Raw genomic sequence first — 24,108 nt, forward strand, 5'->3', positions numbered from 1 at the left:
GCGCAGTTAGCCGGTGTCGGCCAGCGGGGGCTGGCGCGATCCTTCTTCCCCACGCTCGGTAGACGTCTCGCAGAGGCTTAAGGTGAGGTCGCCGGAGAGGTTCATGTCGGCGATCATGCGGCGGGCCAGGACCTCGATGGGCAGGGTTTCGAAGTCGGGGCTGCGGGCGGCTTCGTCGAGGCGGGCGGTGAGGTCGTCGAACAGCACCTCATAGTCTTCTTCCTCGCCCTCGGATTCGGTCCAAAGCAGGCGGTTCAGGAGGTTGCGGACGCGGCTCTTGCGTTGCTCGATCCGACTGGGCGCAGGGCGCGCCGGCGGGACGGGCGGCGGTGCGACCGCTTCGGCCTCGCGAGCTGCTTTTTTCGCGTCGCGGGCGGCGTCCCGTTCCAGCTTGAAGTCCAGCGCCAGGGTCAGGCGCACCACCCGCGAGGTCTTCTGGAAGGCGTCGGCCAGGGCCACAGTCTCGTCCACGTCTTCGCTCTGGCGGACCCGCACCGCCAGCTCGCGCGTCACCATCAGGGCCAGCTCGGCGAGCTCGCCCAGCATGGCCTCGGCGCGGGCCTGTTTTTCCGGCTTACGTGTCACGAACAAACAGAGAACATCAAGATCCGCCAAAGTCAAATTTTAAGCGACATTGTGTTCTGGCGCGCGCCCTCGCCTCACGTCTTGAACAGCGCCACGGCCTCGACGCGCGGCGCGTTGGCGATGTCCGCCGGGGCGACGAAGCCCAGGCCGTCCCAGGGAATCTCCAGCCCGATCGTGTGGAAGCAGCGGGCGACGTATTCGGAGCAGATGTATTCGTCCTTCGGCCCCAGGCTCTTGGGCATCTTGCGGCGGAAGCGGCCGAGCGCGATCCGCAGGCCGATCTTGACGATCTCGGCGCCTGAGAAGCGGTCGCCCAGCCGCTCGAAGGCGAAGGCCGCCATCTTCGTCCAGGGCCTGGCGCGGGACTTGGCCGCCAGGCCGGTGTGGCGCGCCAGCAGGATCTGGCCCGGATAGGGCGACGTGCCTGAGCTGGTGCGGGCGAGGAAGGTCGAGAGCGGCACGGCGCGCACCCCGATCTTGTCCACGCACTCCAGCACCAGCACCCGGTCGACCTCGTCCAGCCGGTAGGCCAGGGCCACGTGGCTCCAGGGGCTCTTCGTCGCCCAGCGGATCAGCCGGGAGAAGCCGTCGGTGGCCGAGCACAGCAGGATGTCGCCGTCGCGCACCTCGCCGCGCAGCGCCGCGTAGGGTTGCGGTTTCAGCGTCTGCAGGACGTGCGCGTCGATCGCCATGCGGGGGGTAACGCACGGTGGAGCTTATGGCTCACCACTTTGTCGCCGCCCATCCCCGCGCAGGAGGGGCGCCCTACGAACCTGTGGGTGTCGCGGACGGCGGGGGCTATCCTGGACCTCAGCTTGGATCCCCGCCAACGCGGGATGAGCGGTATAGATAAGGCCCACGGAGACACCCCCATGCTGAGTTGGCGTATCGGCGACGTGACGGTCACGCGGATCCTGGAGCTGGAGGCGACCGGCGGCACGCGGTTCATCCTGCCGCAGGCGACGCCGGACGCGGTCAGGGAGATGGTCTGGCTCGCGCCCCACTTCGCCGACGAGAACGGCAAGCTGCGCATGAGCGTCCACGCCCTGGTGGTCGAGACGCCGAGCGCGCGCATCGTCGTCGACACCTGCATCGGCAACGACAAGGAGCGCGACATCCCCACCTGGAGCGGTCTGCAGACGAATTTCCTGGCCGACCTGGCCGCCGCCGGCTTCCCGCGCGAAAGCATCGACGTGGTGCTCTGCACCCACCTGCACGTGGACCACGTGGGCTGGAACACCATGCTGGTGGACGGCCAATGGGTCCCGACCTTCCCCAACGCACGCTACCTGCTGGGCCGCGACGAGTTCGAATACTGGCAGGCGGAAGAGAAGGACGCGGAGCGCCCCGAACGCTCCCATTTCCACGACAGCGTCCAGCCGGTGTGGGACGCGGGCCTTATCGACCTCGTGGCCACCGACCACCAGGTCTGCCCGGAGGTCGCCCTGGAGCCGACGCTGGGCCACACCCCCGGCCACGTCAGCGTCCGCATCCGGTCAAAGGGTGAAGAGGCCCTGATCACCGGCGACTTCATCCACCACCCCTGCCAGCTCTCCCACCCCGAATGGGCGACTCCGGCCGACTACGACCCGGCCGCGTCGACGGCGACGCGGGCGCGGATGTTCGGGGACCTCGCGGGGACGGAGACCTTGGTGATCGGCACCCACTTCACCGCGCCGACGGCGGGGCATGTGGTGCGGGACGGGGTGGTTTGGAGGCTGGCGGTCTAGAACTCGCCGGCTTAAGCGCGCAGCCTGATCGCCAGGCGAGTCGGTTCGCCAGGGGACGCGCGCCATGAGCAAAGCCGATCCTCAACTTGGCTTCCTGCGGGACCTGACCTGGGGCCATCTCGCGCTGGTTGTGGCGGTGGTGATCGGCTGCAGCCTGCTCGTCCAGATCACGCGGTGGATCGTGCGCCGGGCGGCCGAGAGCGCGGCCTCGCATCTCCGGCTCATGATCCTGCGCGCCTCGCCCATCGCGCGGCTGCTGATCGGCATCGCCGGCCTGGCGATCATCGTGCCCCTGCTGGTCGAGCCGACCTTCGAGGACGTCGTGGCCCTGTTGGCGACGGTGGCCCTGGCGCTGGCCTTCGGGCTGAAGGACTACGTCGCCAGCCTGATTGCCGGGGTGGTGACCATCCTGGAGAACACCTACCAGCCCGGCGACTGGATAGAGATCGACGGCGTCTATGGCGAGGTCAAGGCCATCGGCACGCGCGCCGTGCACATCGTTACTGCCGACGACACCGAGGTGATCGTCCCGCACGCAAAGATCTGGTCGGGCAGCGTCGCTAACGACAGCGGCGGCCAACGGAGCCTACTGGCCGTGACCCACATCTACCTCCACGCGGACCACGACGGCGCGGCGGTGCGCCAGGCCCTGACCGAGATCGCCGAAACCAGCGCCCTTCGAAAGCCTGAGACGCCGGTCAAGGTCATGGCGGCGGAAGCGCCCTTCGCCACCCACTACAAGATCAAGGCCTATGTCGCCGACAGCCGCCAGCAGTTTGCCATGGTCACCGAACTGACCCTGCGCGCCAAGGACCGGCTGCGCGCCATGCACGTCGCCTACGCCCAGGCCCCCTACGCCAGGCCCGGCGGCTGAGCGGTGGGGGGCTCAGGGCGGAGGTGAGGCCGGCGGCGTGCGGCTTTGGAAAAGCTGTCACGCAATCCGCAGAAGTCCCGCCAAGCCAAGGGCTGGTCCCGGCCCCGCCGGTATGATAGTTTCATACCATCGCACCCGCCGCATTGAGGCGCCCATGTCCGCCGCCGCCAAACGAACCGTCAGCCTGCCCGCCGAACAGGCGGCCTATATCGACGCCAAGGTGGCGGCCGGCGACTACGCCTCGGCGAGCGAGGTGGTCCGCGCGGGCCTGCGCGCGCTCAAGGAGCGCGACGCGGCCGTCGAGCGATGGCTGGTTGAGGAGGTCGCACCGACCTACGACGCCATGGTGACCGATCCGGACAGCGCGATCAGCCTCGACGATGTGCACGCCGCCATCCTCGCCCACCACGCGGCGCGCTCCGCCAAGTGATCCGGCGCTCGGTGGTCGTCGCGCCGGCCGCGCGCGCAGACCTGCTTGCGGTCTACGATTACATCGCCGCCGAAGCTTCGCAGGCGGTGGCGCTGGCCTACGTCCAGCGCATCGAAACCTGGCTGGTCGGATTCGACATCGGCGCGGAGCGCGGGACGCGTCGCGACGACATCCGGTCAGGACTGCGCGTGATCGGTTTTGAGCGCCGGGTGACGGCGGCATTTGTCGTCAGCGGCGAACGGGTTCTGATCCTGCGGCTGTTCTACGGCGGGCAGGATAGGGGCGGGGCCCTGAGCGAGGGCTGAACCTGCCCGACCGCGGCTTACCCAAACCAAGCGGCGCCGCATTGAGTGCGCTGTCACCGAAACCTTTAAGGCGCGGTGGCATCCGCAGGGTTGCTCACTGCTTGGTTTGTGCCGCTGCAACAATCGCATCAATGACCGCGGCTACCGAAAGGGCCGCAGCGCCCATGAACAGCAGCAGAAACGTCGCCGAGGCAACTGCTGCGAGCACCCTCGCTGGAACGGGCCCGACCGGAGGATTCAAAGGCGGAGCCGCCTCGATCGCCTTCAAAGCACCGTTTACGATCCAGCCAGACAGAAGCACAAGGGCGAGGCGAATCAACCGGGCCACTGATTCGAGATCATCCGCAACGGGCCATAGTTAATAAATTGTGGACCGCACCCCCAACGCCACCGCCCTCGCCTCATCGTTCCGCGCCCGCTCCCGCGCCAGGTCCTCCGCTGACGGCCCCGCCAGGTTCATGAAGTCTGCGCGCCAGCCAGGCGGGCCAGGCCAGCGGAGCGGGTTGTGGACGGTGGTTCGGGGGCCTGGGGCTTGGGCCAGGAGGCTGAGGGCGAGATCGAGGGTGGCGTCCTGGGAGGCCTCGTCGTTAGCGAGGCCCGCGGCGCTGCCTAGGGGGACGTCGCTGAACAGGAACCTTGGGACGCCGCAGAGTTCGACGATGTCCTTGGCGGCGCCCATCAGGACGGTGGGGAGGCCGGCGGCTTCCATGGTGCGGGCGGTGAGGCTGAGGGTCTGGTGGCAGACCGGGCAGTTGGCGACCAGGATGGCGGCGTCGGCGCCGTCTTCGCGGCAGCGGGCCAGGGCTTCGGGGGCGTCGACCTGCAGCGTCTGGCGCTGGCTGTAGGTGGTGGGGACGCCGTGGAAGCGGGCGGCGACGGCGCCGATGCGGCCGCTGGCGGCGGCTCGGCGGAGCGCCGGCAGCGGGAACCAGCAGTTGGCGTCGTCGCCCAGGTGGGCGCGGTCGACGCTGACGTGGCTGACCCGCAGGTCGTGGTCGTGGGCGGTGTCGCCGGAATAGACCGCGTGGAACTTGGCGGCGGCGTTGTAGGGCGCACGGGCCGACTGGTCGCCGAGCTCCGGCCGGTAGGGCGCGGCGGTGGTGATCAACGCGATGCGGGCCTGGGCTAGCGGGAGGCTGAGGCGCGTGAACGGGACCTCGGCGAACTGGGCGTAGCGGTAGGGCTGCGGGTAGCCGAGGGCCGCGTACCAGGCGTGGGTGCGTTCGATGTAGCGGGTCGGTGGGGCGTGGTCGTCGCTGGGGGCCATGGTGGTGTTGTCGCGCCGGGTTGGATAGGCGGCAAGCGGAGGGAGCCACTCGCACCAATTTCCGTCATCCCGGACATCCCGCAGGGATGAGCCGGGACCCAGGGGCGACCGCACTGCAGAACCTCCTGGGTCCCGGCTCTCCGCTTCGCTGCGGCCGGGATGACAGGAATTTGGGGGTGAGCGATGGGATTTAAGACCAAAGGCCTAGGTCTTCAGTCCGATATACCGCGCCACATCAATAGCTTAGCCTGATCTCCGCAGGATCTTACGGGAGCGGACGATGCGGTTACTTCGGCCGGAACCGCTTGCTTGCCGGGAAGCCGCGGGGGGCGAGTTTGCCGGCGGCGGCGCGTTTGCCGAGCCACTCGCGCCACTCCGGCCAGGTATGGGTGCGGCCGGCGGTGTCGATCCAGGCGGCGCCCTCGGCCTCGGCGAAGGCGATGGCGTCGCGCAGGCCGCCTTCGCGGTAGGTCTGGAGCTTGACGCCCTTGCCGCGGGGCATCTCCGGGAGCTCGGCGGTGGGGAAGATCAGGATCTTGCCGTTGTCGCCGATGACGGCGAGCTGGTCGGCGGTTCCCAGGAGGAGGCTGATTAGGGCGCCCTTGGGGCCGGGGTTGAGGACCTGCTTGCCGGCGCGGCGGAAGGCGATGGCTTCCTCTTCGGGCAGGATGAAGCCGTAGCCCTCCTTGCTGGCCAGGATGCGTTTGGCGCCGGGCTTGTGGACGAAGACGTCGACGATGCCGACGCGGTCGTCGAGGTCGATCATCAGCCGTAGCGGCTCGCCGTGGCCGCGGGCCGAGGGGAGCTTGTCGCAGGCGAGCGTGAAGAACCGGCCGTCGGAGGCGAAGATCAGCAGCTTGTCGGTGGTCTCGGCCGGGACCAGGAAGGCGAGCTTGTCGCCCTCCTTGAACTTCAGCTCCGAGGGGTCGTCGACCCGGCCTTTGGCGGCGCGGATCCAGCCGCGGTCCGACAGGATCACGGTGATCGGCTCCCGCACGATCATCGCCTCGATGGCGGCCTCGGCGTCGACCTCCGGGGCGTCGGCGAAGACGGAGCGGCGTTTGCCGAGCGTGGTGGCGGCGCCGATGGTGGCCAGGGTGTGCTTCAGCCCCTCGCCCACCAGCTTCCACTGGGCCTTGTCGTCGGCCAGCATGCCGAGGATGCCGTCGCGTTCTTCGGCCAGCTCGGCGTGCTCGCGGCGCAGCTCCATCTCCTCCAGGCGGGCGAGCTGGCGCAGGCGGGTGTTGAGGATCGCCTCGGCCTGGAGCTCGGAGAGCTCGAAGGTCTCGATCAACCGGGCCTTGGGCTCGTCCTCGTAGCGGACGATGCGGATCACCTCGTCGAGGTTGAGGTAGGCGATCAGGAGGCCGTCGAGGATGTGCAGCCGGGCCTCGATCTTGCCGAGGCGATGGCGGGCTCTACGGACCAGCACCTCACGGCGGTGGTCGAGGAAGCTTTGCAGCACCTGTTTCAGGCCCATCACGCCCGGCGTGCCGCGGGCGTCGAGGACGTTCAGGTTGACGCTGAAGCGGTTCTCCAGGTCGGAGAGCTTGAAGAGGCTCTCCATCAGGACTTCCGGCTCGACGTTGCGGGACTTGGGTTCGAGGACCAGGCGGACGTCCTCGGCGGACTCGTCGCGGACGTCGCCCAGCAGGGGCACGCGCTTGGCCTCGATCAGCTCGGCCAGCTGTTCGACAAGGTCGGCCTTCTTCACCTGATAGGGGATCTGGGTGACGACGATCTGGTAGGTCCCGCGGCCGGTCTCTTCCTTGAACCACTGGGCGCGCAGGCGCACCCCGCCGCGGCCGGTCTCGTAGGTTTCGAGCAGGGACCGGGCCGGCTCGACGATGACGCCGCCGGTGGGGAAATCGGGGCCCTTCACGTGGGCCATCAGGTCGGCGGTGGTCGCGTCCGGATTGGCCAGCAGCGCCAGGCAGGCGTCGATTAGCTCATGGGCGTTGTGCGGCGGAATGGAGGTGGCCATGCCGACCGCGATGCCGGTGGCGCCGTTGGCCAGCAGGTTCGGGAAGCCGGTGGGCAGGACGACCGGCTCAGTGTCCTGACCGTCGTAGGTCGCCTTGAAGTCGACGGCGTCCTCGTCGATGCCGTCGAGCAGCAGGGTGGCCGCCTCGGTGAGCTTGGCCTCGGTGTAGCGCATGGCGGCGGGGTTATCGCCGTCGATGTTGCCGAAGTTGCCCTGGCCGTCGACCAGCGGATAGCGCTGGGCGAAGTCCTGGGCCATGCGCACCAGGGTGTCGTAGATCGACTGGTCGCCGTGCGGGTGATAGCCGCCCATCACCTCGCCGACCACCTTGGCGCATTTGCGCGCCGCGGCGTCGGGGTTCAGCCGCATCTCGCGCATGGCGTAAAGCACGCGCCGCTGCACGGGTTTGAGCCCATCGCGCACGTCCGGCAGCGCCCGGTCGGTGATGACGCTGAGCGCATAGGCCAGGTAGCGGCGGCTGAGCGCCTCGGAGAGCGGCTCGTCGATGATGCGGTCGCCGGGCGCGCCGGGCGGCGGAGCGGTGGTGGTGTCGGTCATGGGAGGGGAATCGGGCTCATAGCGTCCGGCACTCTAGCGGAGATTTCCGGTGGCCGTCGCCGCGGCGGATCGATCTATCCACGCGAATTCGTCCCTCTCCATCGTCATCCCGGACGGCCGAAGAGCCGATCCGGGACCCAGGAGCCGTCGCACTGCGGAACCCCCTGGGTCCCGGCTCTCCGCTTCGCTGCGGCCGGGATAACATCCTCGGGGATGTCACTTGACTCCATCGTTTACCGGTGTAATCGATAGGCAACGATTACGGGTGTAAACATGAAGATCAGCACGGCCGAGAGCGTGGTCATGGGGGCGCTCTGGACCCGCGAGCCCCTGAGCGCGGAGGACATCACGGCGCAAGTCGCCGAGGGCCAGGGCTGGTCCGAGGCCACGGTGAAGACCCTGATCAACCGCCTGCTCAACAAGGGCGCCATCGGCGCCGAGCGCGACGGCCGTCGCTACCTCTACCGCCCACTGCTGGCCCGCGACGCCTGGCTGGAGGCCGAGAGCCAGGGCCTGCTGGACCGGCTGTTCGACGGCCGGCTGGCGCCGCTGGTGAGCCACTTCTCCGAAAAGGGCGCGCTGACCGCCGAAGATATCGCCGAGCTGAAGAAGCTGATCGAGGGATTCGAGCCGTGATCGATGCGATCCTGATGGGCCTGCTGAAGGCCAACCTGGCCGCGGGCGCGGCGGTGCTGTTCGTCCTCGCGGTGCGCAAGCTGGTGCGGAGCCGGTTCGGGGCGCGCGCGGCCTATGCCCTGTGGCTGGCGCCGCTGGCCGCCGCCGCCGCTGTGCTCCTGCCGCATCCCCAACTCGTCACGCCGATGAGCCCGATGGTGCGCAGCGCCGAGACCGCCGCGATCAGCATGGCGGACGAGTTCGTGGCCCAGGCGCCGGCTCGCGCGCAGACCGGTTGGCCGGACGCCCTGACCCTGCTGTTCGCGGCCTGGCTGGCGGGGACCCTGGCGGCCGGGGCGCTGGTGCTGTGGCGCCAGCGCCGGTTCACGGCGACGATGGGGCGGCTCGCGCCATCGGAGACAGAAGGCCTGTTCCGCGCCGAGAGCCCGGACGTGGGGCCCGCGGTGGTCGGCGTCTTCCGGCCGCGCATTGTCGCCCCCGCCGACTTCGAGGCCCGGTTCGCCCCCGACGAGCGGGCCCTGATCCTGTCGCACGAGCGGGCGCACCTGGCCGGCGGGGACGCCGCGATCAATGCCCTCGCCTGCGCGGCCCAATGCGTCAGCTGGTTCAACCCGCTGGTCCATTTGGCCGTCCGCGCGCTCCGCATCGACCAGGAACTGGCCTGCGACGCCGCCGTGATCGGCCGTTTCCCGGCGCAGCGGCGCGCCTACGCCGAACTTCTGCTCAAGACCCAGATCGCCAGTCAGCCCCTGCCGTTCGGCTGCCATTGGCCGGCCGGCGCCGACCATCCCCTGAAGGAGCGGATCGCCATGCTGAAGTCTCCCCTGCCCGCAGGCTCGATGCGTAGGATGGGCCTCGTCGTCGCCGCAGCGCTCAGCGTCGGAATCGGCGGCCTCGCCTGGTCGGCGCAGCCCAGCCACCTGGAGCCCGCCGACGCCGCCAAACTGGTCGGCCCCGGCGAGACATTCCTGTGCAAGCCCGACGCGAACCGCGAGCTGCACAACTGCGAGATCAAGGGCTCGCCGTTCGCGGTGATCGCCACCGCCGCCGACGTGCAGCGCGAATGGCCGGCGGAGGCAAAAAAGGCCGGACTGACCGGCTGGGTCACGCTCCAATGCGCACCGAACCTTGGCAGCGGGCGGTTCGAGAGCTGCAAGGGCTATCACTACGGCGGCGCGGCCGAGCGGCCCGACCTGCAGACCGCGTTCGAACAGGCCGCGGTGCGGGTGATCGGCGTCATCCGGCTGAAGACCAAGCTCACCGCGCACGACGCCGTCCTGCCGCCCGCCGGCTTCTACACCATCGAGTTCAATGACCATCCGGCCATGCTGGGCGGACCGCCCGTGGGCCCACCGACGACCCGCTACCCCGACTTCCTGCCGGACCTCCACGGCAGGGTCGCGGCGCCGGTGGCGGTCAAGACACCGGCCAGCTATGCGCCGGAGCACTACGTGCTGCCGCCGCGCGCGGCGGAGCCGAGGACGCGGCTCAACGGCCTTCAGCCGGCGGCGTTCAAGTCGATCTGGATCAAGAAGCCGACCGGCGACGACCTGGTCGCGCTCTATCCGGCCGAGGCCGCCAAGGCGAACGTGTCGGCCGCGCTGACCATGACCTGCCGAATTGCAAGCGACGGCCTCCTGTACGGCTGTAGCGTCGGGCCGGTCGATCTGTCCGCCGACACGGGCACCGGCATCACTCAAGCCACCGCCAGCGACTTCAAGTCGGCGGCCATGCGAATGACAGCCCTGTTCCAGATGGACCCCGCGCAGATCGACGAGGCCGGGGGAACGGACGGCATGATCCGCATCCCGGTCCGCTTTGCCCTGCCGCGGGCCCCTCAGCCCGTCACGCCCTCGTAGCCCGCGATGATCCAGGCTGACACGCCGCCCGCTTCACCACCTGCCGCCGAGGTGGTGATCGCCCGCAGCGACCACACGACGGTTGCCGCCAGTCTCGACCTGCCGCTGAGCCTGGTGAAGGCCGGCCGCCGCGAGGAGATGGTGGTCCGCCGCGTCCTGTTCGTGAATGCCTCCGTGACGCAGGTGCGGCCGGCGGCCGGGGGCTCCGACCGCTATCGCTGGACACTGGCGGGGTTCCTGGAGCGGGAATACTGCGTCCGCTCGCTCACCGGCGTGCTCGGCTGCACGACGCCGGAGGTGGCGCCGCTGCCCGACAAGGCCGAGGGCGAGGCGCTCCTGGCGGCGCCCGGCGACGTCTCGCTGGCCGTGCAGGCGGAAGGCCTGCTGTCGAGCACGCTGGCCGCCCGGTCGGACGAGATTTTCGCCGCCGACCGGCAGGCGGCGGTCGACCCCTTCATCAAGGCGGCCGGCGTGAAGGTTGGGGGCGCGACCGCCGCTAAAGCCGTCCCGCCTCGCTCAGCCGGTCGACCAGCCAAAGGCGCGCCGGCGGCAGGGGGCGGTTGATCGGGTTGAAGATGAAGGCTTCCAGAAAGTGGGCGGTGAGCGCCAGACCCGCGCCCACGTCGCCGGGTCCCAGGCGCGACTGGCTGGAGAGCAGGAAGGGCGGAAGGGTCAGCATGCGGTCCTTGTAGGGGGCGCCGGCGGCGCGGGAGACGGCGCGGCCGGTCTTGGGGCTGACATAGACCAGGTCGTCGGTGGTCCCGGTGGCGGCGCACTTGGAGAAGTCGAGGCCGAAGCCCAGTTCCTGCAACAGGCCGGCCTCGAAGCGCACGAAGACCGCCGGCCAATCTTCGATGGCGGTGAGCGCCTCACTCAGCGCCTGGAAGGCCAGATAGGCGCCCGGATGCGGCTCGCGCTCGGGCAATGCGCCGGCGGCCACGGCGGCGGCGGCGGAGAGCCCCGCCAAGGCCAGGGCGTCATCGAACAGGGCCGAGGGCCCCTCGCCCACCGGCTCCAGGCTGGCCGCCCCCAGCTGGTCGGAGACCCGGGCGCGATAGCGGACGCCCACCGCCGCGCCGGCCTGCAGGAACGGCTTCATCTTGCGCGAGGCGCCGCCGGCCACATGGGCGGCATACTTGCCGTGGTTCGCCGTCAGCAGCTCGACGATCGCGCCGGTCTCACCGAACGGCCGGGCCGAGAGCACGAAGGCGTCGTCTTCGAATTCCATCAACGCGTCTTAGCATCGGGCGCGGGCGGATCGCGAATGTCGGGGCCGCGAATGTCAGGGTTGCGTGAGGTCCAGCCCCGGCGCCGCCGGCCGCTTGCCACCGCCTCCGAAGGTGCGAGTGAGGCCGAAGAAGACGCCGCGAAGATGGATGTCCTGGACCTTACGGTCCCGCAGCAGGGGCGTCTCGATGACCTGCGTGGCGCGCACGGCGGTGAACGGGTCGTTGATGGTCACGACCCCGAACAGATCGTCGCGGAACCTGTGGCGGTAGCCGATGTAGGTCATCAGGACCGCCTCGACATGGCCTTGCGGCACAAGCTGTTTGGGCAGGAGGTTCGCGTTGGCCTGGAAGGTGTCGTCCCGCGTCGCCCGCCAGCTCAAGGTGGCGCGCCCGCCAAGAACCGTCGCCGAGCGGCGGGCCGCGAAGTCGGCGAGTTGCTGAAGACCCTGCCCCTGCGCGTCGATCTGATTCCAGTAGAGGTTCGCGGACGCGTTGTAGGTCAGGCTGGGGGTGAGATGGCCATTGGCCACCAGTTCGAGGCCCGCCGCCTTGCTGTCGCTGAGATTGGCTTTCGAGCTCAGGAACATGTCGTTCGGCAGCGGGGTGATGACGTCGGTGACCCCGTGCTCGTTCTGGCGATAGTAGAGCGTCGCCAGATAGTAGGTCCCGCCGCTGCGGTACTGGTAGGCCGCTTCGAACGCCTGGGTGGTCTGCGGGCGCAGGTCGGGATTGCCGGCGCGGAAGGTGATCGCGTCGGACTGGATGCGGAAGACGTTGAGGTCCTCAGGGTTTGGTCTCTGGACCCGCTGCGCATAGCTGGCGGTGAACTGCTGCGTGTCGCTGACCTTGTACTGGGCGTGCAAGGACGGGTACGCGCGGAAATAGCTCGTGTGGTTCGTCTGGACGAGCGTGACCTGATCGAGATCTCGAACCACCTCTTCCAGGCGCAGGCCGCCCAGGACCGCCCAGTCCCCAAACGGTTGTTCATAGGTCGTGTAGGCCGCACCGACGGTCTGGCGATAGCGGAACAGGTTGGTCTGGGTCAGGTCCGGCTCGGCGCCCGCCATCGGCGCGCCGCGGACGCCCGCCGTGTCGTAGCGGTTGTCGTCGGCGCGCACGTCGAAGCCGGCTTTCAGGCGGCCGCCTGTCGGCAGGGGCGCAGCATAGTCCGCCCTGGCCTGGCCTCGGTTCAGCAGGTTCAGGGTGCGGATCTCGAAGAACTGCGCGGACTCGTCTGGCAGACTGAACGCCTGGTTGAAGGCGCCGTCTCGCTCTTCGTGGATCTGCTCGCGGCTGAGGTCGAGGTTCAGCGTATGGTCGTCGCCGGGCAGGACCCGGCGCAGCGAGGAGTCGAAGGCCGCGTCCTTGCGCGCGAAGGTTCCCCGGCCGAGTTCGAGGAACCGCTCGTCGACAGGATCGCTCTGCCCCTCGCCCTGGAACTGCTGGTTGAAAAGAGTCTCGATGCTGAAGACGTTGTAGCGGGCCTCGGCGCTGAGGCGGGTCTTGGCGTCCGCGTCGAAGTCAGCGCCGGCGCGGCCTCCCCAGGAGTCGAAATGCGAGAAGTCGTGGTTCCGGGTCTGGATCGCGGTCAGCTGATGGCCGGCGCCGTCGAAGACTTCGCGGGCGTCTTGCGTCTCCGCCGGCTGCGGGTCGCGCCGCGCGTAGGCGTCCGCCGATACGGCCAGGGTCCCGGCGTTGTAGGCGCCGCTGACGCCGAGCTGGCGGCGCCCGCGATCGCCGTAGACAGCGCGCATCGTACCCGTGACGCCGGGCTTACGGACCTTCTTGCTGATCAGGTTGATGATGCCGGCCGAGCCCTCCGGCGTGAATTCGGCGGACGGGTTGGTGATCACCTCCACGCGCTCGATCGCGCTGGCAGGCATGGCCTGCAAGGCCTGCGCCGCGCCGGGACCGTTGAACTGGCCGGTGGGTTTGCCGTCGAGCATGATGGTGACGTGGGTGTCGCCCCGCAGCGCGACATTTCCTTCAGGATCGACCGCGATGGATGGAATATTGCGCAGGGCGTCGCTGGTCGAGCCGGTCGTCGCGGCGAGGTCGGAAGAGACGCCGTAGCTGCGCCGGTCGATCGCGGCGTGCATGGCGTCGGGCGACGTCGCGGTAACGGTGACCGCCTCGACGGTCTTCGTCTTGCCAGGCTCTGCCGTCGCCGCCGGCTGAGGCGTTTGGGCTTGCGCCGGTTGCGGCGGGGCCTGGGCCTGAGCGCGCAGCGCCACCGACGAAGCCAGTCCCGCGATGAGCGCGAACGTTTGCGATCTCAAGTGCCGCCCCCATGATTACGCTCGTAATCGCTTCCTATCGATTACATTCGTAAACGATTACGTCAAGCGACAAGACGGGGCCTTGAGCCGCCACGGGCGCGTTGCTTCGCCGCCGCCGCGTGGGCACGCTCGCCACCGCCTGATCGTTCGGGCGTCGACGCTCAGGAGAACGCCGCGGCGCGCCAGCCCACGGCGTTTTCTTGGCTCCCTGCCGCTTCGCTAGGAATGGCAGCGCGGGCTTAGGCTTCCCATTCAGACGTCCACAAAAGCTCGTCATCCCGACTGTCGTGTAGCGAAGAGCGGGACCCAGAGGTTCAGGCTGTGCGTCTGCTCCTGGGTCCCGGATCGCCTCTTCGGGCGGCCGGGATGACGCGCCGTTTAAAGCGCTGACACCCTACGCGTCGAAATCCAGTCCCACGTCGCCGTAGAACTCCCGCTTGTCGGCCCATTTGTCGTCGACCTTGACGTGCAGGAACAGGTGCACCGGGCGGTCGAGGAGTTCGCAGAGTTCCTCACGGGCCTTCTGGCCGATCCATTTCAGGGTCTGGCCGCCCTTGCCGAGGATGATCGGGCGCTGGCTTTCGCGCTCAACGTAGATGGTCTGCTCGATGCGGGCGGAGCCGTCGTGGCGTTCCTCGAAGGCGGTGGTCTCGACGGCGGCGGCGTAGGGGAGCTCCTCGTGGACGCGCAGGTAGAGCTTTTCGCGGGTGATCTCGGCGGCCAGCAGGCGCACGGGGATGTCGGCCGTCTGTTCGGCGGGATAGAACCAGGGGCCTTCCTTCATCAGCTCGGCCAGGCGGTCCTTCAGGTCGTCGACGCCGTTGCCATCAGCAGCGGAGATCATGAAGACTTCCGAGTAGACCCCGGTATCGAAAAGCTTTTTCGAGAGCGCGAGCAGGGTGTCGCGCTTCATGCCGTCGATCTTGTTGAGCGCCAGGATGGCGGTCTTGCCGGCGGCCTTCAGGCCCTCGACGATGGACTCCACGTCGATGGCGGCGCGCTTGTCGGCGGCCTTGGCGCCCGGCTCCTCGGCGGCCAGTTCGGCCTGGCTGTCGACCAGATGGACGATGACGTCGGCGTCCTGGGCGCCGCCCCAGGCGGCGCGGATCATGGCGCGGTCCAGGCGGCGGCGCGGCTGGAAGATCCCGGGGGTGTCGACCAGCACGATCTGGGCCTCGCCCGCCATGGCCACGCCGCGCACCGGGAAGCGGGTGGTCTGCACCTTCTGGGTGACGATCGAGACCTTGGCCCCGACCAGGCGGTTGGTCAGGGTCGATTTGCCCGCATTGGGGGCGCCGATAATGGCGGCGAAGCCGGCCCTACTGGTCATTTGGGCGAGTCATAAGCGGGTGTCCGATGGGTGGGAGGAGGACGCTTCGGCGCCCTCGCGTTTCAGAAGCATATGCAGGGCGGCGGCTTTCTCGGCGTCCTGGCGCGAGCGGCCCTGGCCGCGTTCGGGCGTGAAGCCCTCGACAGCGACGGCGATGGTGAAGGTTGGGGCATGATCGGGGCCCTCGCGGGCGACCAGCTCATAGGCGGGCAGCGGCAGGCCGCGGCCCTGCGCCCACTCCTGCAACTGGGTCTTGGGGTCCTTGGCGCGCGGCTCGTCCAGGCGTTTGAACTCCTCTTCCCAGAACTGCAGGAAGAAGGCCCGCGCCGTCTCCAGGCCACCGTCGATGTAGAGGGCGGCGATCAGCGCCTCGCAGGCATCGCCCAGCACCGCGTCGCTATCCCGCGCACCGACCTTGCTGGCGCTGGCGGAGAAGCGCATGGCGTCGGGCAGGCCGCAGGCGCGGGCGGCGCGGGAGCAGGCGTGGTAGTTCACCAGCCCCGCCATCAGCCGCGACATCTCCCCTTCCCGTGCATCGGGATCGAGCGCCATCAGCCGCTCGGCGGCGCAGAGGTTGAGCACCCGGTCGCCGAGGAACTCCAGCCGCTCGTTGTGGCGCACAGCCTTGGCCCCGTCGCCGACGCTGGCGTGGGTGAGCGCGCGCTCCAAGAGGTCGCGGTCGGCGAAGACGTGGCCGATGCGGCGCTCCAGCTCAGCGATCGCCGCAACTCGGGTGTTCATCGGATCGCGGTCATTGGAGCAGGTTGAAGAACCGCTTGGGCTGCAGGTTCAGGACCCAGGTCCACGGCTTGAAGATCGAGGCGCCCTTGGACCAGGACAACAGGATGATCTGCGCCTTGCCCTCGAGGTTCTCGGCCGGGACGTAGCCGACGCCGCCGGCCTCGGGCGAGACCCGGCTGTCGGAGGAATTGTCGCGGTTGTCGCCCATCATGAAATAGTGGTGCTCGGGGACCAGGTATTCGTCGGTGTTGTCGAGGTCGCCGTCGGGGCCGAAGTCGTTGGTCATGAAGGTCTTCCCGCCGGGAAGCGTCTCCTGGTAGCGGGTGACGTCGTGCATGAAGCCGTAGCCGCTGTCCTCGCGGAACGTGCCCTTGTTGACCCGCGGCACCTGCACGCCGTTCAGGAATAGGAGGCCGTGCTTCATCTGGATGCGGTCACCGGGCAGGCCGATGATGCGCTTGATGTAGTCGACGTGCGGATCGTGCGGCAGGGCAAAGACCACGATGTCGCCGCGCTGGGCCTTATGTTCCAGGACCCGGCCCGAGACGATCGGCGGCGCGAAGGGGATCGAGTACTTCGAATAGCCGTAGGTCCACTTCGACACGATGATGTAGTCGCCCTCGTAGAGGTTCGGCTCCATCGACGCGGACGGGATCGTGTAGGGCTGGAAGAACAGCACGCGCAGGAAGAGGGCGATCGCGAGGGCATAGACAACGGTCTTGATGATCTCGACGATCTCGGCCATCGCGCCGGACTTCTCGTGGGGCGCGGAAGCCTGGGTGGTGTCGTTCATGAACAGTCCTTGGGAAGGCCCGCCGAGGCGGTCGGGCCGTTAGCTACGCGCTGGACGCCGCGCGAGCAAGTTCTGTGCCCGTGGGTGTGACCGGATGACGTCCCGCGCCGACGCCGCAAGCGGTTGAAACGCGGGGGATACAAGCGGCGCCGTCGGAAACTTTCGCGACACGCCGGCCACCGCCGGCCCGGTTTCTTCACGGCTCCGACGCCGAGCGGCGCCGCCTGTTCCAGGTTGAAACCATCACAATGGAAAGGCGGCGTCTTGCCGCCCGACTTGGCCGCTAGCGACGGGGCCGAGGGACCGATCGTCGCGACAGCCATCCCTCCGCGGCGCGAGCGAAGGGATCAGGCGGATGTCGGTGTGGCGGCCAACCCCGGTTACCGTGCCCGTGGCGCAGACTCCGCTCGCGCTGGCCGCGGCGCTGGAACGCTCGGGCGACCTGGCCGGGGCCTTCGCGGGATATGAGACGGCGCTGAGCGCGAGGCCGGACGATCCGGAGATCTTGGCCGGGCTTGCGGGCCTGGCCATCCGGATGGAGCTGACGGAGGTCGCCGAGCGGCTTTGGGCGCAGGTCAGCCACCTGGACCCACGGCGGCTGGAGGCGATCGATGGCCGGGCCCGGGCGTTGCGCGACCTGGGCCGGTTCGACGAGGCGGTGATCCTGCTGCGCGAGGCCCTGTTGTCCAATCCGCAGGAGGCGCGGCTGTGGAACAGCCTGGGCGTCACTCTGACCCAGGACAGCCAGGCGGCGGCTTCCATCGTCTTCTTCGAGGAGGCCGAGCGGCTGGACCCGCGGTTCGCCGCGGCGATCTACAATCGCGGCAACGCCCGGTTCGACCTGGGGGATCTGGAGGGCGCGCGGATCGACTTCGAGCGGGCGCACCGCGCAGCCAGGAAGCCCTCCGACCTCGCCGCCATCGCCTTCGCTGAGGCGACCCTGGCGCTGGCCCGCGGCGACCTGGCGCATGGCTGGGACGCCTATGAAGCGCGCGCCTCGCGCCATCGGCCCGAGGCGCTGGCGTTCGACCTACCGGGGCGGCGCTGGACGCCTGGGACGCGCCTGGCCCATCGGCGTCTGCTGGTGGTCGGCGAGCAGGGCCTGGGCGACGAGCTGATGTTCGCCAGCCTGCTGCCCGACGTGTTGGCGGCCTTGGGCCCGCAGCCGCGTCTCAGCCTCGCGGTCGAACCCCGGGTAGTTCAGCTCTTCGCCCGAAGCTTCCCGGCCGCCGAGGTGGTCGCCCACGCCACCGAGCGGGTCGGCGCGACGCCCTATCGGACCACGCCGGGGCTCACGCGTCCGCGCAGCATCGACCTCTGGGCGCCAATGGGCTCCCTGCCCCGCCAGTTCCGCCGCTCGCTGGCCGACTTCCCCAACGCCGGCGGCTATCTGCAGGCCCACGCGGTTCTGACGGAGCGCTGGCGCAGGTGGCTGGGCGACGGCCCACCCGCTGTGGGGATCAGTTGGCGCAGCGTCAAGGCAGCGGGCGACCGGCGGCGCCAATATCCGCCGCGCGAGCTCTGGGCGCCGCTGCTGCGGACGCCGGGCGTGCGGATCGTCAATGTGCAGTACGGCGACTGCGCCGAGGAGCTGGCCGCGTTCCGGGCCGAGACCGGCGTGGCGATCCTGGAACCGCCCCTGGACATCCGCGAGGACATCGACGGCCTGGCCGCCCTCTTGAGTGCGCTCCCGCTCACCGTCTGCGTCGCCAACGCCACGGGCGCCTTGGCCGGCGCGGTCGGCGCAAAGGTCGCGATCCTCGGCGCCCCGGCCGCCTGGCCCCGCCTGGGGACCGACGCCCTGCCCTGGTATCCGCAGGCCAAGGCCCTGACCGCGCCGGCGTTCGGGGATTGGGGGCCAGCGATGGATGCGGCGGCGGGGTTGGCGAGCGCGCTCGCCGGCTGAGCCTATTCCGGCAGGGCCTCGATGATCACGAAGGCCTGGGCGTAGGGATGGTCGTCGGTGAGGCTCAGGTGGACCACCGGCTTGTGGCCCGGGGGTATGATCTCCAGAAGCCGCGCCTGCGCGCCGCCGGTCAGCGCCATGGTGGGCTGGCCCGAACGCAGGTTGATCACCCCCATGTCGCGCCAGAAGACCCCGCGGCGCATGCCGGTGCCGAGCGCCTTGGCGCAGGCCTCCTTGGCGGCGAAGCGCTTGGCGTAGGAGGCGGCGCGGTCGTTCTTGCGCTCCGAGCGGGCGCGCTCGATCTCGGTGAAGATGCGATGGGTGAAGCGCTCGCCGTGCCGCTCCAGGGTCTTTTCGATCCTGCGGATGTCGGAGAGGTCGGAGCCCAGGCCGATGATCACGCCGCTTTCACCGCGCGGGCTTCGTCCATCAGGGCGCGCATCCGCTGGATGGCCGGGCCCAGGCCGATGAAGATCGCCTCGCCGATCAGGAAGTGGCCGATGTTGAGCTCCATGACCTCGGGGATCGCGGCGATGGGCTTCACGGTCTCGTAGTCGATGCCGTGGCCGGCGTGAACCTCCAGGCCCAGGCGCGCGGCCTCCGTCGCAGCGGCCTTCAGGTTCTGCAGCAGGCGCCCGGCGTCCGGCGAGCGCTCTCGGACGGCCTGGCAGTAGGCGCCTGTGTGCAACTCAACCACCTGAGCGCCGACCGACTTCGAGGCCGCGACCTGGCCCAGGGCGGGGTCGATGAAGCAGGAGACGCGGATGCCGGCGTCAACGAGCTTCTGCACCACGGGCGCGATGGTGTTGTGGCCTTTGACCACGTCGAGGCCGCCCTCGGTGGTCACCTCCTCGCGGCGTTCCGGCACCAGGCAGGCGGCGTGCGGCCGGTGGGCCAGCGCGATGGCCTCCATCTCCGGGGTCACCGCCATCTCGAAGTTGAGCGGCCGGCCGCGGCGGCGGCAGGTGACGGCCAGCGCGTCGATGTCGGCGTCGGAGATGTGGCGGCGGTCCTCGCGCAGGTGAGCGGTGATCCCGTCGGCGCCGGCGGCCAGCGCCATCTCCGCGGCGCGCACCGGATCCGGATAGCCCTCCCCGCGGGCGTTCCGGACGGTCGCCACGTGGTCGATGTTCACGCCCAGGCGCAGCTTAGACATCCAACCCCCGCTCATCCCGGCGAAGGCCGGGACCCAGATGGAATAGCTCAGATGTGGGCTCTATGCGCTCAACGCCAGTCCAATCCGCCGCTGAGCTTCGAGTCTGGGTCCCGGCCTTCGCCGGGATGAGCGGATTGAAAGAGAGCATCACCCCTTCAGCCTCTTGCTCCCCGGCTCTTCGGCGGGCAGCGCCGCCAGCTCCGGGGGGATTTCGTCGGGGGCGTAGGACGGCACGTCCACCGTCGCCAGCGCCACCAGGGGATAGCCCACGTCCGCCTTGCCGCCGGAGCGGTCGACGATGCAGGCGCAGCAGAGCACGACGCCGCCCGCCGCCTCGATCGGCACGGTCGCCTCGCGGAAGGAGCCGCCGGTGGTGATCACGTCTTCGATCACCACGACCTTGGCGCCGGGCGTGATCTTGAATGCGCGGCGCAGTTTGAAGGCGCCGTCCTCGCGCTCGACGTACATGGCGGGCACGTCCAGCCAGCGGGCGGTCTCGTAGCCCGGGATGATCGCGCCCACGGCCGGGGAGACGATGACATCGGGCTTGCCGAACCGGGCCTCGATCTTCTCGGCGAGCGCCTTGCAGAGGCGCGCCGTGCGCTCGGGAAACTGGAAGACCAGGTTCTTCTGCAGGAACATCGGGCTGTGACGGCCGGACGCCAGGATAAAGTGGCCTTCGCGCAAAGCGCCGGCGCCGCGGAATTCGTCGAGGACCTGTTCGGTGTTCATGGGTCCTCGATACCGAACTTTCGGGTCGCCCGGAAGATATCGGCGCGATGTCGTCGTTGGGCGGTTGCAGGCTTGCGCGACGCATCCTTAGGTGCGGACATGAAGCGGATGCTGCTGGGGGTGCTCCTCGTCCTGACCGTCTGGATCGCCGGAGGCGCCGGGATGGTGGCGTCCGCCGGACCGTTCACGCCGTCCGGGCGCTATGTGGATATCGGCGGGCGCAAGCTGCGGCTGGTCTGCGCGGGGCCGCCGGCCGATGCAGCGCGGCCCACCGTCTGGATGGAGCCGGGTGCCTTCGGGCTGGCGGCGGACTGGGCGGCGATCCAGGAGAAATTGACCGCCAAGGGCATCCGCTCCTGCGCCTATGACCGCGCCGGCATGGGCTGGTCCGATCCCGGGCCGAAGCCGCGCGACGCCGTCACCATCACCGACGACCTGGAGAAGCTGATCGCCGCGTCGGGCGAACCTGGACCTTTCATCCTGATGGGCCACTCCATGGCCGGGCTCTACACCCGGATGTTCGCCGCGCGCGATCCGGACAAGGTGGCGGGCCTGGTGCTGATCGAGGCCACCACGCCCGAGGAGATCGACGGCGCCAACACCGAGCGGTTCATCGGCGGGTTCACCGCGCTCTCGAAGTTCGCGGCGGTCTCCGCCAGCATCGGGACGACCCTGCCGCTCTATTGGATCGCCGGCGACCGGATCGGCCTGCCGAAACAGGGCCGCGCCGAGAAGCGCCACGCCTACGTCTCCGGCCGCCATGCCCGCACCTCCGCCGAGGAAGTCGAGAACTGGCCGCGCAGCGCCGAGGAGGCGCGGAAGGTCGCGCCCTATGACCCGAAGTGGCCGGTGGCGGTGGTCGTGGCCTATCGCGGCGAAGCCGAGGGCGCGCCCGACTCGCGGCGCGCGCCCGAGCTCGCCGCGCACGCCGGGACCTTCGAGGCGGTGCATGGCGCCTCGCACACCACCATCCTCGGCGAGACCTACGGCGACGCGGCGGTGCGCGGCGTCGAGTTCGTCCTGGCCCATCTGGCGCCGCCCTCCGCGGGCCAATGATGCCGTCGGGGGCGTGGGGACAGCGGATTGGTCTGGGCGTGGCGACGGTGGTCGCGTTCGCGGTGTTCGGGTTCTACCTGGGACGCCTGGCGATGCCGCTGCCGCTCTTCGCGGCCGACGAGGTCGTCTATCTGATCCGCGCCCTCTATCCGCCCAGCGTGGTGGCGATGGATCCTACCTTCGCCACGGCCAACAACGGGGTGCATCTGAGCGTCATCCGCGCGGTCTACGAGCTGGGCGCGCCCGTGGTGGTGGGCGACCGGCTGGTCAACGCCGTCGCCTATCTGATCGGGCTGGCGATGGTCTGGCGGGCGTGCGCCAAGGGCCTACCCGCCGCGGATCAGGCGGCGCTGGGGCTGCTCGCCCTGGGCTTCCCCTATTACCGCTTCGCGTTCTCGAACCTGGCGGAGGGCCTGTTCGTGGGCGTGCTCGCCCTGCTTTGCCTGGCCACGGGCCGCTGGTATCGCAGCCGCCCGGTGGTTCACGCCGTGCTGGCCGGGGTGCTGGCGGCGGCCCTGGTGCTGGTGAAGCCCAACGGGATCGCCGGCGTTGCGGCGCTGGGCGTGGTGATGGTCGCCGACGCCTGGGCGAGCCGGCGCTGGCGCCTGCTGCCGCTGCGCCTCGCCTTGTTCGCCGGGATCTTCTTCGCGGCCGGCAACCTGATCCAATTTGCGGCCGACGAGCCGGTGGCCAACCGCCTCACCTTCTTCGTCGCCGAGGGCTATGGCGGCGACCTGGCCATGGCGACGCCGGCCGGGGCCTGGCGGTTCGCGGTGCTGGAGGCCGTAGCCATGACCTCGGCGGTCGCGGTGCTGGCGGGGATTCCGCTGGCCGTGGGCCTGATCGATATCACCGGGCGCTGGAAGGCGCGGCGGGCCCGGTTTGAGGCGGGGAAGACCGATCTGATGTTCCTGCTGCTCGCGCTGTCGCTGGCCGCGACCATCGCCATGGTCAGCCTGTTCGCCATGCAGATCTCCGACACGGTCAGCGAGACGAGGCGCCTGTGGGGCCGCTATTTCGAGTTCTTCGTCCCTTTGCTGTGGCTGGCTGCGGCGCCGGCGCTGGCGCGACCGATCGGGCGGCGCGAGGCCTGGACCTGCGCGGGAGTCACGGTCGCTGGACTGGCGGGCCTGCTGGCGTGCCTGCAGGCGGGGATCGTGCTGTTCCCCTGGGACGCCGGCATATTGACCGCCTTCTTCCGCCCGGACCCGGTGCGCGCGCCGCTGCCGACGGTCATGCCCTATCTGGCTCTCGCTGTCGGCGCGGTGCTGCTCGCGGCGGCGGCCCTGGCGTGGAGAGCTCGGCCGCTGGCGGTCGGGCTGGGGCTGATCCTGGCGCTGAGCGCGCTGTCGAGCTCGCTGGACCACACCTGGACCGGGCCGATGATCGCGCAGCGCAACGCCCTCGACCGCGACCTGCGAGCCATCGGGCCGGCCCTGCCGCGGACCGGCGAGGTGGTGCTGCTAACGCCCGACCCCAATCTCGATCACCTGGTGTTCCTGACTTTGGCCGCCCGGCCGCGCGTCTATCCGGGCGAACCGGGCCAGGCGCCGATCAGCGAGGTGGCGGGCGCGACGGCGGTGTTGACCAGCGGGCCGCAGGCGCCGCCCGGGGCCTGGGTGCGCACCTTCCAGGGCGAGGAGGTGTCGCTGTTCCAGCCGGAGCCCATCGGCTGAGACGCCGCGCCTTTCCTGGGGCTGCTTCACTGCGCCGCAGCCGCGACGAGCGCCCCGATCCCGCTCGCCCCCTTGGCGGCCCCCAGCCAGGCTTACGCGGTAAAGAGTATTTAACCAGGCTCCTTAACTCCGCCGTATGGGCGTGGGCCTAAAGCTTCGTGTGTCGAGTTCGGGCCACGCTCAGTTCAGGGGGTGCGTGAGGCCGGGCTGGACGTCGGGCGGCCGACCGAATGTCGGCTCGATTTTCAGGTGGGACGTACCCCCGTGCCGTTGAACGAGAAGAAAACGCTGCCGGCCGACCTGCCCGAGGGGCTGAAGCCGCGCATTCGTCTGTTCTTCAGCGTCGACCTCGTCGGCTCGACGGCGTTCAAGCAATCGCGGCCCGCCTGGCTGCCGGCGCTGCTTAACTTCTACCGCGACTTCGACCAGATCATTCACGCGCAGTACCGGGCCTTCCGGCAGCGCAGCAACGCCCACATCCTGCCGCCGGAATTCTGGAAATCCAACGGCGACGAGCTGCTTTACACCTGCGATCTGACGACCCGCGCCCAGGCGATGGACACGATCCACATCTGGCTGTCGGCGCTCAGCGCCTACCGCTGCGACCTCGCCACGCTGACCGAGGACCTGGACGTGAAGTCCACAGCCTGGATCGCGCTCTTCCCGTCGCCGAACTCCGAAATCTTCTTCCGCCGCGGCGGGGCCCAATTCCGCTCCGACAGCATCGACGACCCGACGCTGCTGCAGGCCGAGATGCGCGACCAGTGGTACGAGGGCAAGGGTCACCACGACATCATCCGCGACTTCGTAGGCCCGTCGATCGACACCGGCTTCCGCCTGACCAACTGGTCGAGCCCGCGCCGGCTGATCCTGTCGGCCGACCTGGCGTTCCTGCTGACCAGCTCCTACGCCACCGCCGACGAGCCCCTGCCGCTGCACTTCTCCGGCGCACAGAAACTGCGCGGCGTCATGGACGAGCAAC

At 69.5% G+C, this 24,108-nt stretch carries 24 protein-coding genes and 2 pseudogenes; 11 read left to right on the forward strand and 15 right to left on the reverse strand.

Going from position 1 to position 24,108, the window contains the following annotated elements:
- Positions 1–6 precede the first annotated feature (6 nt).
- Both VHS75_RS08080 and VHS75_RS08085 read right to left on the reverse strand, forming a co-directional pair.
- A complete protein-coding gene (locus VHS75_RS08080) occupies positions 7–585 on the reverse strand; it encodes a hypothetical protein (RefSeq protein ID WP_329638097.1) in 579 nt (192 codons plus the stop codon).
- Between the two features lie 74 nt (positions 586–659).
- Complete coding sequence (locus VHS75_RS08085; RefSeq protein ID WP_329638098.1) at positions 660–1,277, reverse strand: YiiX/YebB-like N1pC/P60 family cysteine hydrolase; 618 nt, start codon at positions 1,275–1,277, stop codon at positions 660–662.
- A gap of 180 nt (positions 1,278–1,457) precedes the next feature.
- Between VHS75_RS08085 and VHS75_RS08090 the strand changes: the two genes are divergently transcribed.
- The 4 genes from VHS75_RS08090 to VHS75_RS08105 all read left to right on the forward strand — a co-directional run bounded on the left by VHS75_RS08090 (position 1,458) and on the right by VHS75_RS08105 (position 3,924).
- The gene (locus VHS75_RS08090; RefSeq protein ID WP_329638099.1) at positions 1,458–2,315 is read left to right on the forward strand and encodes an MBL fold metallo-hydrolase; all 858 of its coding nucleotides are present in this window, start codon (positions 1,458–1,460) and stop codon (positions 2,313–2,315) included.
- A 64-nt stretch (positions 2,316–2,379) separates the two neighbouring features.
- Positions 2,380–3,189: a mechanosensitive ion channel family protein gene (locus tag VHS75_RS08095; RefSeq protein WP_329638100.1), complete on the forward strand. Its 810-nt coding sequence runs from the start codon at positions 2,380–2,382 to the stop codon at positions 3,187–3,189.
- Positions 3,190–3,343: 154 nt separating this feature from the next.
- Positions 3,344–3,619 carry a type II toxin-antitoxin system ParD family antitoxin gene (locus tag VHS75_RS08100; protein WP_329638101.1) on the forward strand — a complete coding sequence of 92 codons (276 nt, stop codon included), beginning with the start codon at positions 3,344–3,346 and terminating at the stop codon, positions 3,617–3,619.
- Positions 3,616–3,924, forward strand: coding sequence for a type II toxin-antitoxin system RelE/ParE family toxin (locus VHS75_RS08105; protein ID WP_329638102.1), 309 nt, complete (start codon positions 3,616–3,618; stop codon positions 3,922–3,924). Before VHS75_RS08100 ends, VHS75_RS08105 begins: the two co-directional genes overlap by 4 nt.
- 94 nt (positions 3,925–4,018) lie before the next feature.
- Here VHS75_RS08105 and VHS75_RS08110 read toward each other — a convergent pair whose 3' ends face one another.
- The 5 genes and pseudogenes from VHS75_RS08110 to VHS75_RS08130 form a co-directional block, all read right to left on the reverse strand.
- Positions 4,019–4,252, reverse strand: a complete 234-nt coding sequence (locus tag VHS75_RS08110) for a hypothetical protein (RefSeq protein ID WP_329638103.1) — start codon at positions 4,250–4,252, stop codon at positions 4,019–4,021.
- Positions 4,253–4,282: 30 nt separating this feature from the next.
- On the reverse strand, positions 4,283–5,191 hold the full coding sequence (locus VHS75_RS08115) for a glycine/sarcosine/betaine reductase selenoprotein B family protein (RefSeq protein WP_329638104.1): 909 nt from the start codon (positions 5,189–5,191) through the stop codon (positions 4,283–4,285).
- Between the two features lie 63 nt (positions 5,192–5,254).
- Positions 5,255–5,362 (reverse strand): annotated as a pseudogene (locus VHS75_RS08120) (hypothetical protein); the annotation flags it as partial.
- Positions 5,363–5,477: 115 nt separating this feature from the next.
- Positions 5,478–7,733, reverse strand: a complete 2,256-nt coding sequence (parC, locus tag VHS75_RS08125; protein ID WP_329638105.1) for a DNA topoisomerase IV subunit A — start codon at positions 7,731–7,733, stop codon at positions 5,478–5,480.
- 117 nt (positions 7,734–7,850) lie between these two features.
- Positions 7,851–7,937 (reverse strand): annotated as a pseudogene (locus VHS75_RS08130) (hypothetical protein); the annotation flags it as partial.
- A gap of 69 nt (positions 7,938–8,006) precedes the next feature.
- Between VHS75_RS08130 and VHS75_RS08135 the strand changes: the two are divergent.
- The 3 genes from VHS75_RS08135 to VHS75_RS08145 are packed head-to-tail and all read left to right on the forward strand — an operon-like array spanning position 8,007 to position 10,792.
- Entirely contained in the window at positions 8,007–8,369 is a 363-nt protein-coding gene (locus tag VHS75_RS08135) for a BlaI/MecI/CopY family transcriptional regulator (protein ID WP_329638106.1), read from the forward strand.
- Complete coding sequence (locus tag VHS75_RS08140; protein WP_329638107.1) at positions 8,366–10,228, forward strand: M56 family metallopeptidase; 1,863 nt, start codon at positions 8,366–8,368, stop codon at positions 10,226–10,228. The genes VHS75_RS08135 and VHS75_RS08140 overlap by 4 nt, the downstream gene beginning before the upstream one ends.
- 6 nt (positions 10,229–10,234) lie before the next feature.
- Positions 10,235–10,792 (forward strand): hypothetical protein, encoded by a 558-nt coding sequence (locus VHS75_RS08145; RefSeq protein WP_329638108.1) that lies wholly within the window; start codon positions 10,235–10,237, stop codon positions 10,790–10,792.
- Here the strand turns inward: VHS75_RS08145 and recO are convergent.
- From recO to lepB, 5 genes are all read right to left on the reverse strand, one after another.
- Positions 10,725–11,456 (reverse strand): DNA repair protein RecO, encoded by a 732-nt coding sequence (gene recO / locus VHS75_RS08150; protein WP_329638109.1) that lies wholly within the window; start codon positions 11,454–11,456, stop codon positions 10,725–10,727. The two genes, VHS75_RS08145 and recO, sit on opposite strands and share 68 nt — an antisense overlap.
- Before the next feature lie 54 nt (positions 11,457–11,510).
- Positions 11,511–13,736 carry a TonB-dependent receptor domain-containing protein gene (locus VHS75_RS08155; protein ID WP_329638110.1) on the reverse strand — a complete coding sequence of 742 codons (2,226 nt, stop codon included), beginning with the start codon at positions 13,734–13,736 and terminating at the stop codon, positions 11,511–11,513.
- A gap of 394 nt (positions 13,737–14,130) precedes the next feature.
- The gene (era, locus tag VHS75_RS08160; protein ID WP_329638111.1) at positions 14,131–15,066 is read right to left on the reverse strand and encodes a GTPase Era; all 936 of its coding nucleotides are present in this window, start codon (positions 15,064–15,066) and stop codon (positions 14,131–14,133) included.
- Between the two features lie 9 nt (positions 15,067–15,075).
- Positions 15,076–15,807 carry a ribonuclease III gene (gene rnc / locus VHS75_RS08165; protein WP_329638112.1) on the reverse strand — a complete coding sequence of 244 codons (732 nt, stop codon included), beginning with the start codon at positions 15,805–15,807 and terminating at the stop codon, positions 15,076–15,078.
- A 10-nt stretch (positions 15,808–15,817) separates the two neighbouring features.
- Positions 15,818–16,600: a signal peptidase I gene (gene lepB / locus VHS75_RS08170; protein ID WP_329638113.1), complete on the reverse strand. Its 783-nt coding sequence runs from the start codon at positions 16,598–16,600 to the stop codon at positions 15,818–15,820.
- A 355-nt stretch (positions 16,601–16,955) separates the two neighbouring features.
- On the opposite strand from lepB, the gene VHS75_RS08175 reads away from it, so the two are divergent.
- Positions 16,956–18,506 carry a tetratricopeptide repeat protein gene (locus VHS75_RS08175; protein ID WP_329638114.1) on the forward strand — a complete coding sequence of 517 codons (1,551 nt, stop codon included), beginning with the start codon at positions 16,956–16,958 and terminating at the stop codon, positions 18,504–18,506.
- A gap of 2 nt (positions 18,507–18,508) precedes the next feature.
- Here the strand turns inward: VHS75_RS08175 and acpS are convergent, their stop codons facing one another.
- The 3 genes from acpS to pyrE form a co-directional block, all read right to left on the reverse strand.
- Positions 18,509–18,907, reverse strand: a complete 399-nt coding sequence (acpS, locus tag VHS75_RS08180; protein ID WP_329638115.1) for a holo-ACP synthase — start codon at positions 18,905–18,907, stop codon at positions 18,509–18,511.
- Positions 18,904–19,662: a pyridoxine 5'-phosphate synthase gene (locus tag VHS75_RS08185; RefSeq protein WP_329638116.1), complete on the reverse strand. Its 759-nt coding sequence runs from the start codon at positions 19,660–19,662 to the stop codon at positions 18,904–18,906. Before VHS75_RS08185 ends, acpS begins: the two co-directional genes overlap by 4 nt.
- A gap of 147 nt (positions 19,663–19,809) precedes the next feature.
- Positions 19,810–20,394, reverse strand: coding sequence for an orotate phosphoribosyltransferase (gene pyrE, locus VHS75_RS08190; protein WP_329638117.1), 585 nt, complete (start codon positions 20,392–20,394; stop codon positions 19,810–19,812).
- 72 nt (positions 20,395–20,466) lie between these two features.
- On the opposite strand from pyrE, the gene VHS75_RS08195 reads away from it, so the two are divergent.
- From VHS75_RS08195 to VHS75_RS08205, 3 genes are all read left to right on the forward strand, one after another.
- Positions 20,467–21,450, forward strand: a complete 984-nt coding sequence (locus VHS75_RS08195; RefSeq protein WP_329638118.1) for an alpha/beta hydrolase — start codon at positions 20,467–20,469, stop codon at positions 21,448–21,450.
- 38 nt (positions 21,451–21,488) lie between these two features.
- Complete coding sequence (locus VHS75_RS08200; RefSeq protein WP_329638119.1) at positions 21,489–23,126, forward strand: hypothetical protein; 1,638 nt, start codon at positions 21,489–21,491, stop codon at positions 23,124–23,126.
- A 270-nt stretch (positions 23,127–23,396) separates the two neighbouring features.
- The coding region (locus tag VHS75_RS08205) for a hypothetical protein (protein WP_329638120.1) at positions 23,397–24,108 on the forward strand (712 nt) is incomplete at its 3' end.

This window comes from Phenylobacterium sp. (assembly GCF_036264965.1).
In the GTDB taxonomy this organism is placed as follows: domain Bacteria; phylum Pseudomonadota; class Alphaproteobacteria; order Caulobacterales; family Caulobacteraceae; genus Phenylobacterium.

Excerpts from the sequence above, each read along its gene's own strand:
- parC (WP_329638105.1), bottom strand. The coding sequence starts at position 7,733 with ATGACCGACACCACCACCGCTCCGCCGCCCGGCGCGCCCGGCGACCGC.
- VHS75_RS08100 (WP_329638101.1), top strand. The coding sequence starts at position 3,344 with ATGTCCGCCGCCGCCAAACGAACCGTCAGCCTGCCCGCCGAACAGGCG.
- VHS75_RS08135 (WP_329638106.1), top strand. The coding sequence starts at position 8,007 with ATGAAGATCAGCACGGCCGAGAGCGTGGTCATGGGGGCGCTCTGGACC.
- VHS75_RS08185 (WP_329638116.1), bottom strand. The coding sequence starts at position 19,662 with ATGTCTAAGCTGCGCCTGGGCGTGAACATCGACCACGTGGCGACCGTC.
- era (WP_329638111.1), bottom strand. The coding sequence starts at position 15,066 with ATGACCAGTAGGGCCGGCTTCGCCGCCATTATCGGCGCCCCCAATGCG.
- lepB (WP_329638113.1), bottom strand. The coding sequence starts at position 16,600 with ATGAACGACACCACCCAGGCTTCCGCGCCCCACGAGAAGTCCGGCGCG.
- VHS75_RS08145 (WP_329638108.1), top strand. The coding sequence starts at position 10,235 with ATGATCCAGGCTGACACGCCGCCCGCTTCACCACCTGCCGCCGAGGTG.
- rnc (WP_329638112.1), bottom strand. The coding sequence starts at position 15,807 with ATGAACACCCGAGTTGCGGCGATCGCTGAGCTGGAGCGCCGCATCGGC.
- VHS75_RS08175 (WP_329638114.1), top strand. The coding sequence starts at position 16,956 with ATGTCGGTGTGGCGGCCAACCCCGGTTACCGTGCCCGTGGCGCAGACT.
- VHS75_RS08115 (WP_329638104.1), bottom strand. The coding sequence starts at position 5,191 with ATGGCCCCCAGCGACGACCACGCCCCACCGACCCGCTACATCGAACGC.
- recO (WP_329638109.1), bottom strand. The coding sequence starts at position 11,456 with ATGGAATTCGAAGACGACGCCTTCGTGCTCTCGGCCCGGCCGTTCGGT.
- VHS75_RS08085 (WP_329638098.1), bottom strand. The coding sequence starts at position 1,277 with ATGGCGATCGACGCGCACGTCCTGCAGACGCTGAAACCGCAACCCTAC.
- pyrE (WP_329638117.1), bottom strand. The coding sequence starts at position 20,394 with ATGAACACCGAACAGGTCCTCGACGAATTCCGCGGCGCCGGCGCTTTG.
- VHS75_RS08090 (WP_329638099.1), top strand. The coding sequence starts at position 1,458 with ATGCTGAGTTGGCGTATCGGCGACGTGACGGTCACGCGGATCCTGGAG.
- VHS75_RS08095 (WP_329638100.1), top strand. The coding sequence starts at position 2,380 with ATGAGCAAAGCCGATCCTCAACTTGGCTTCCTGCGGGACCTGACCTGG.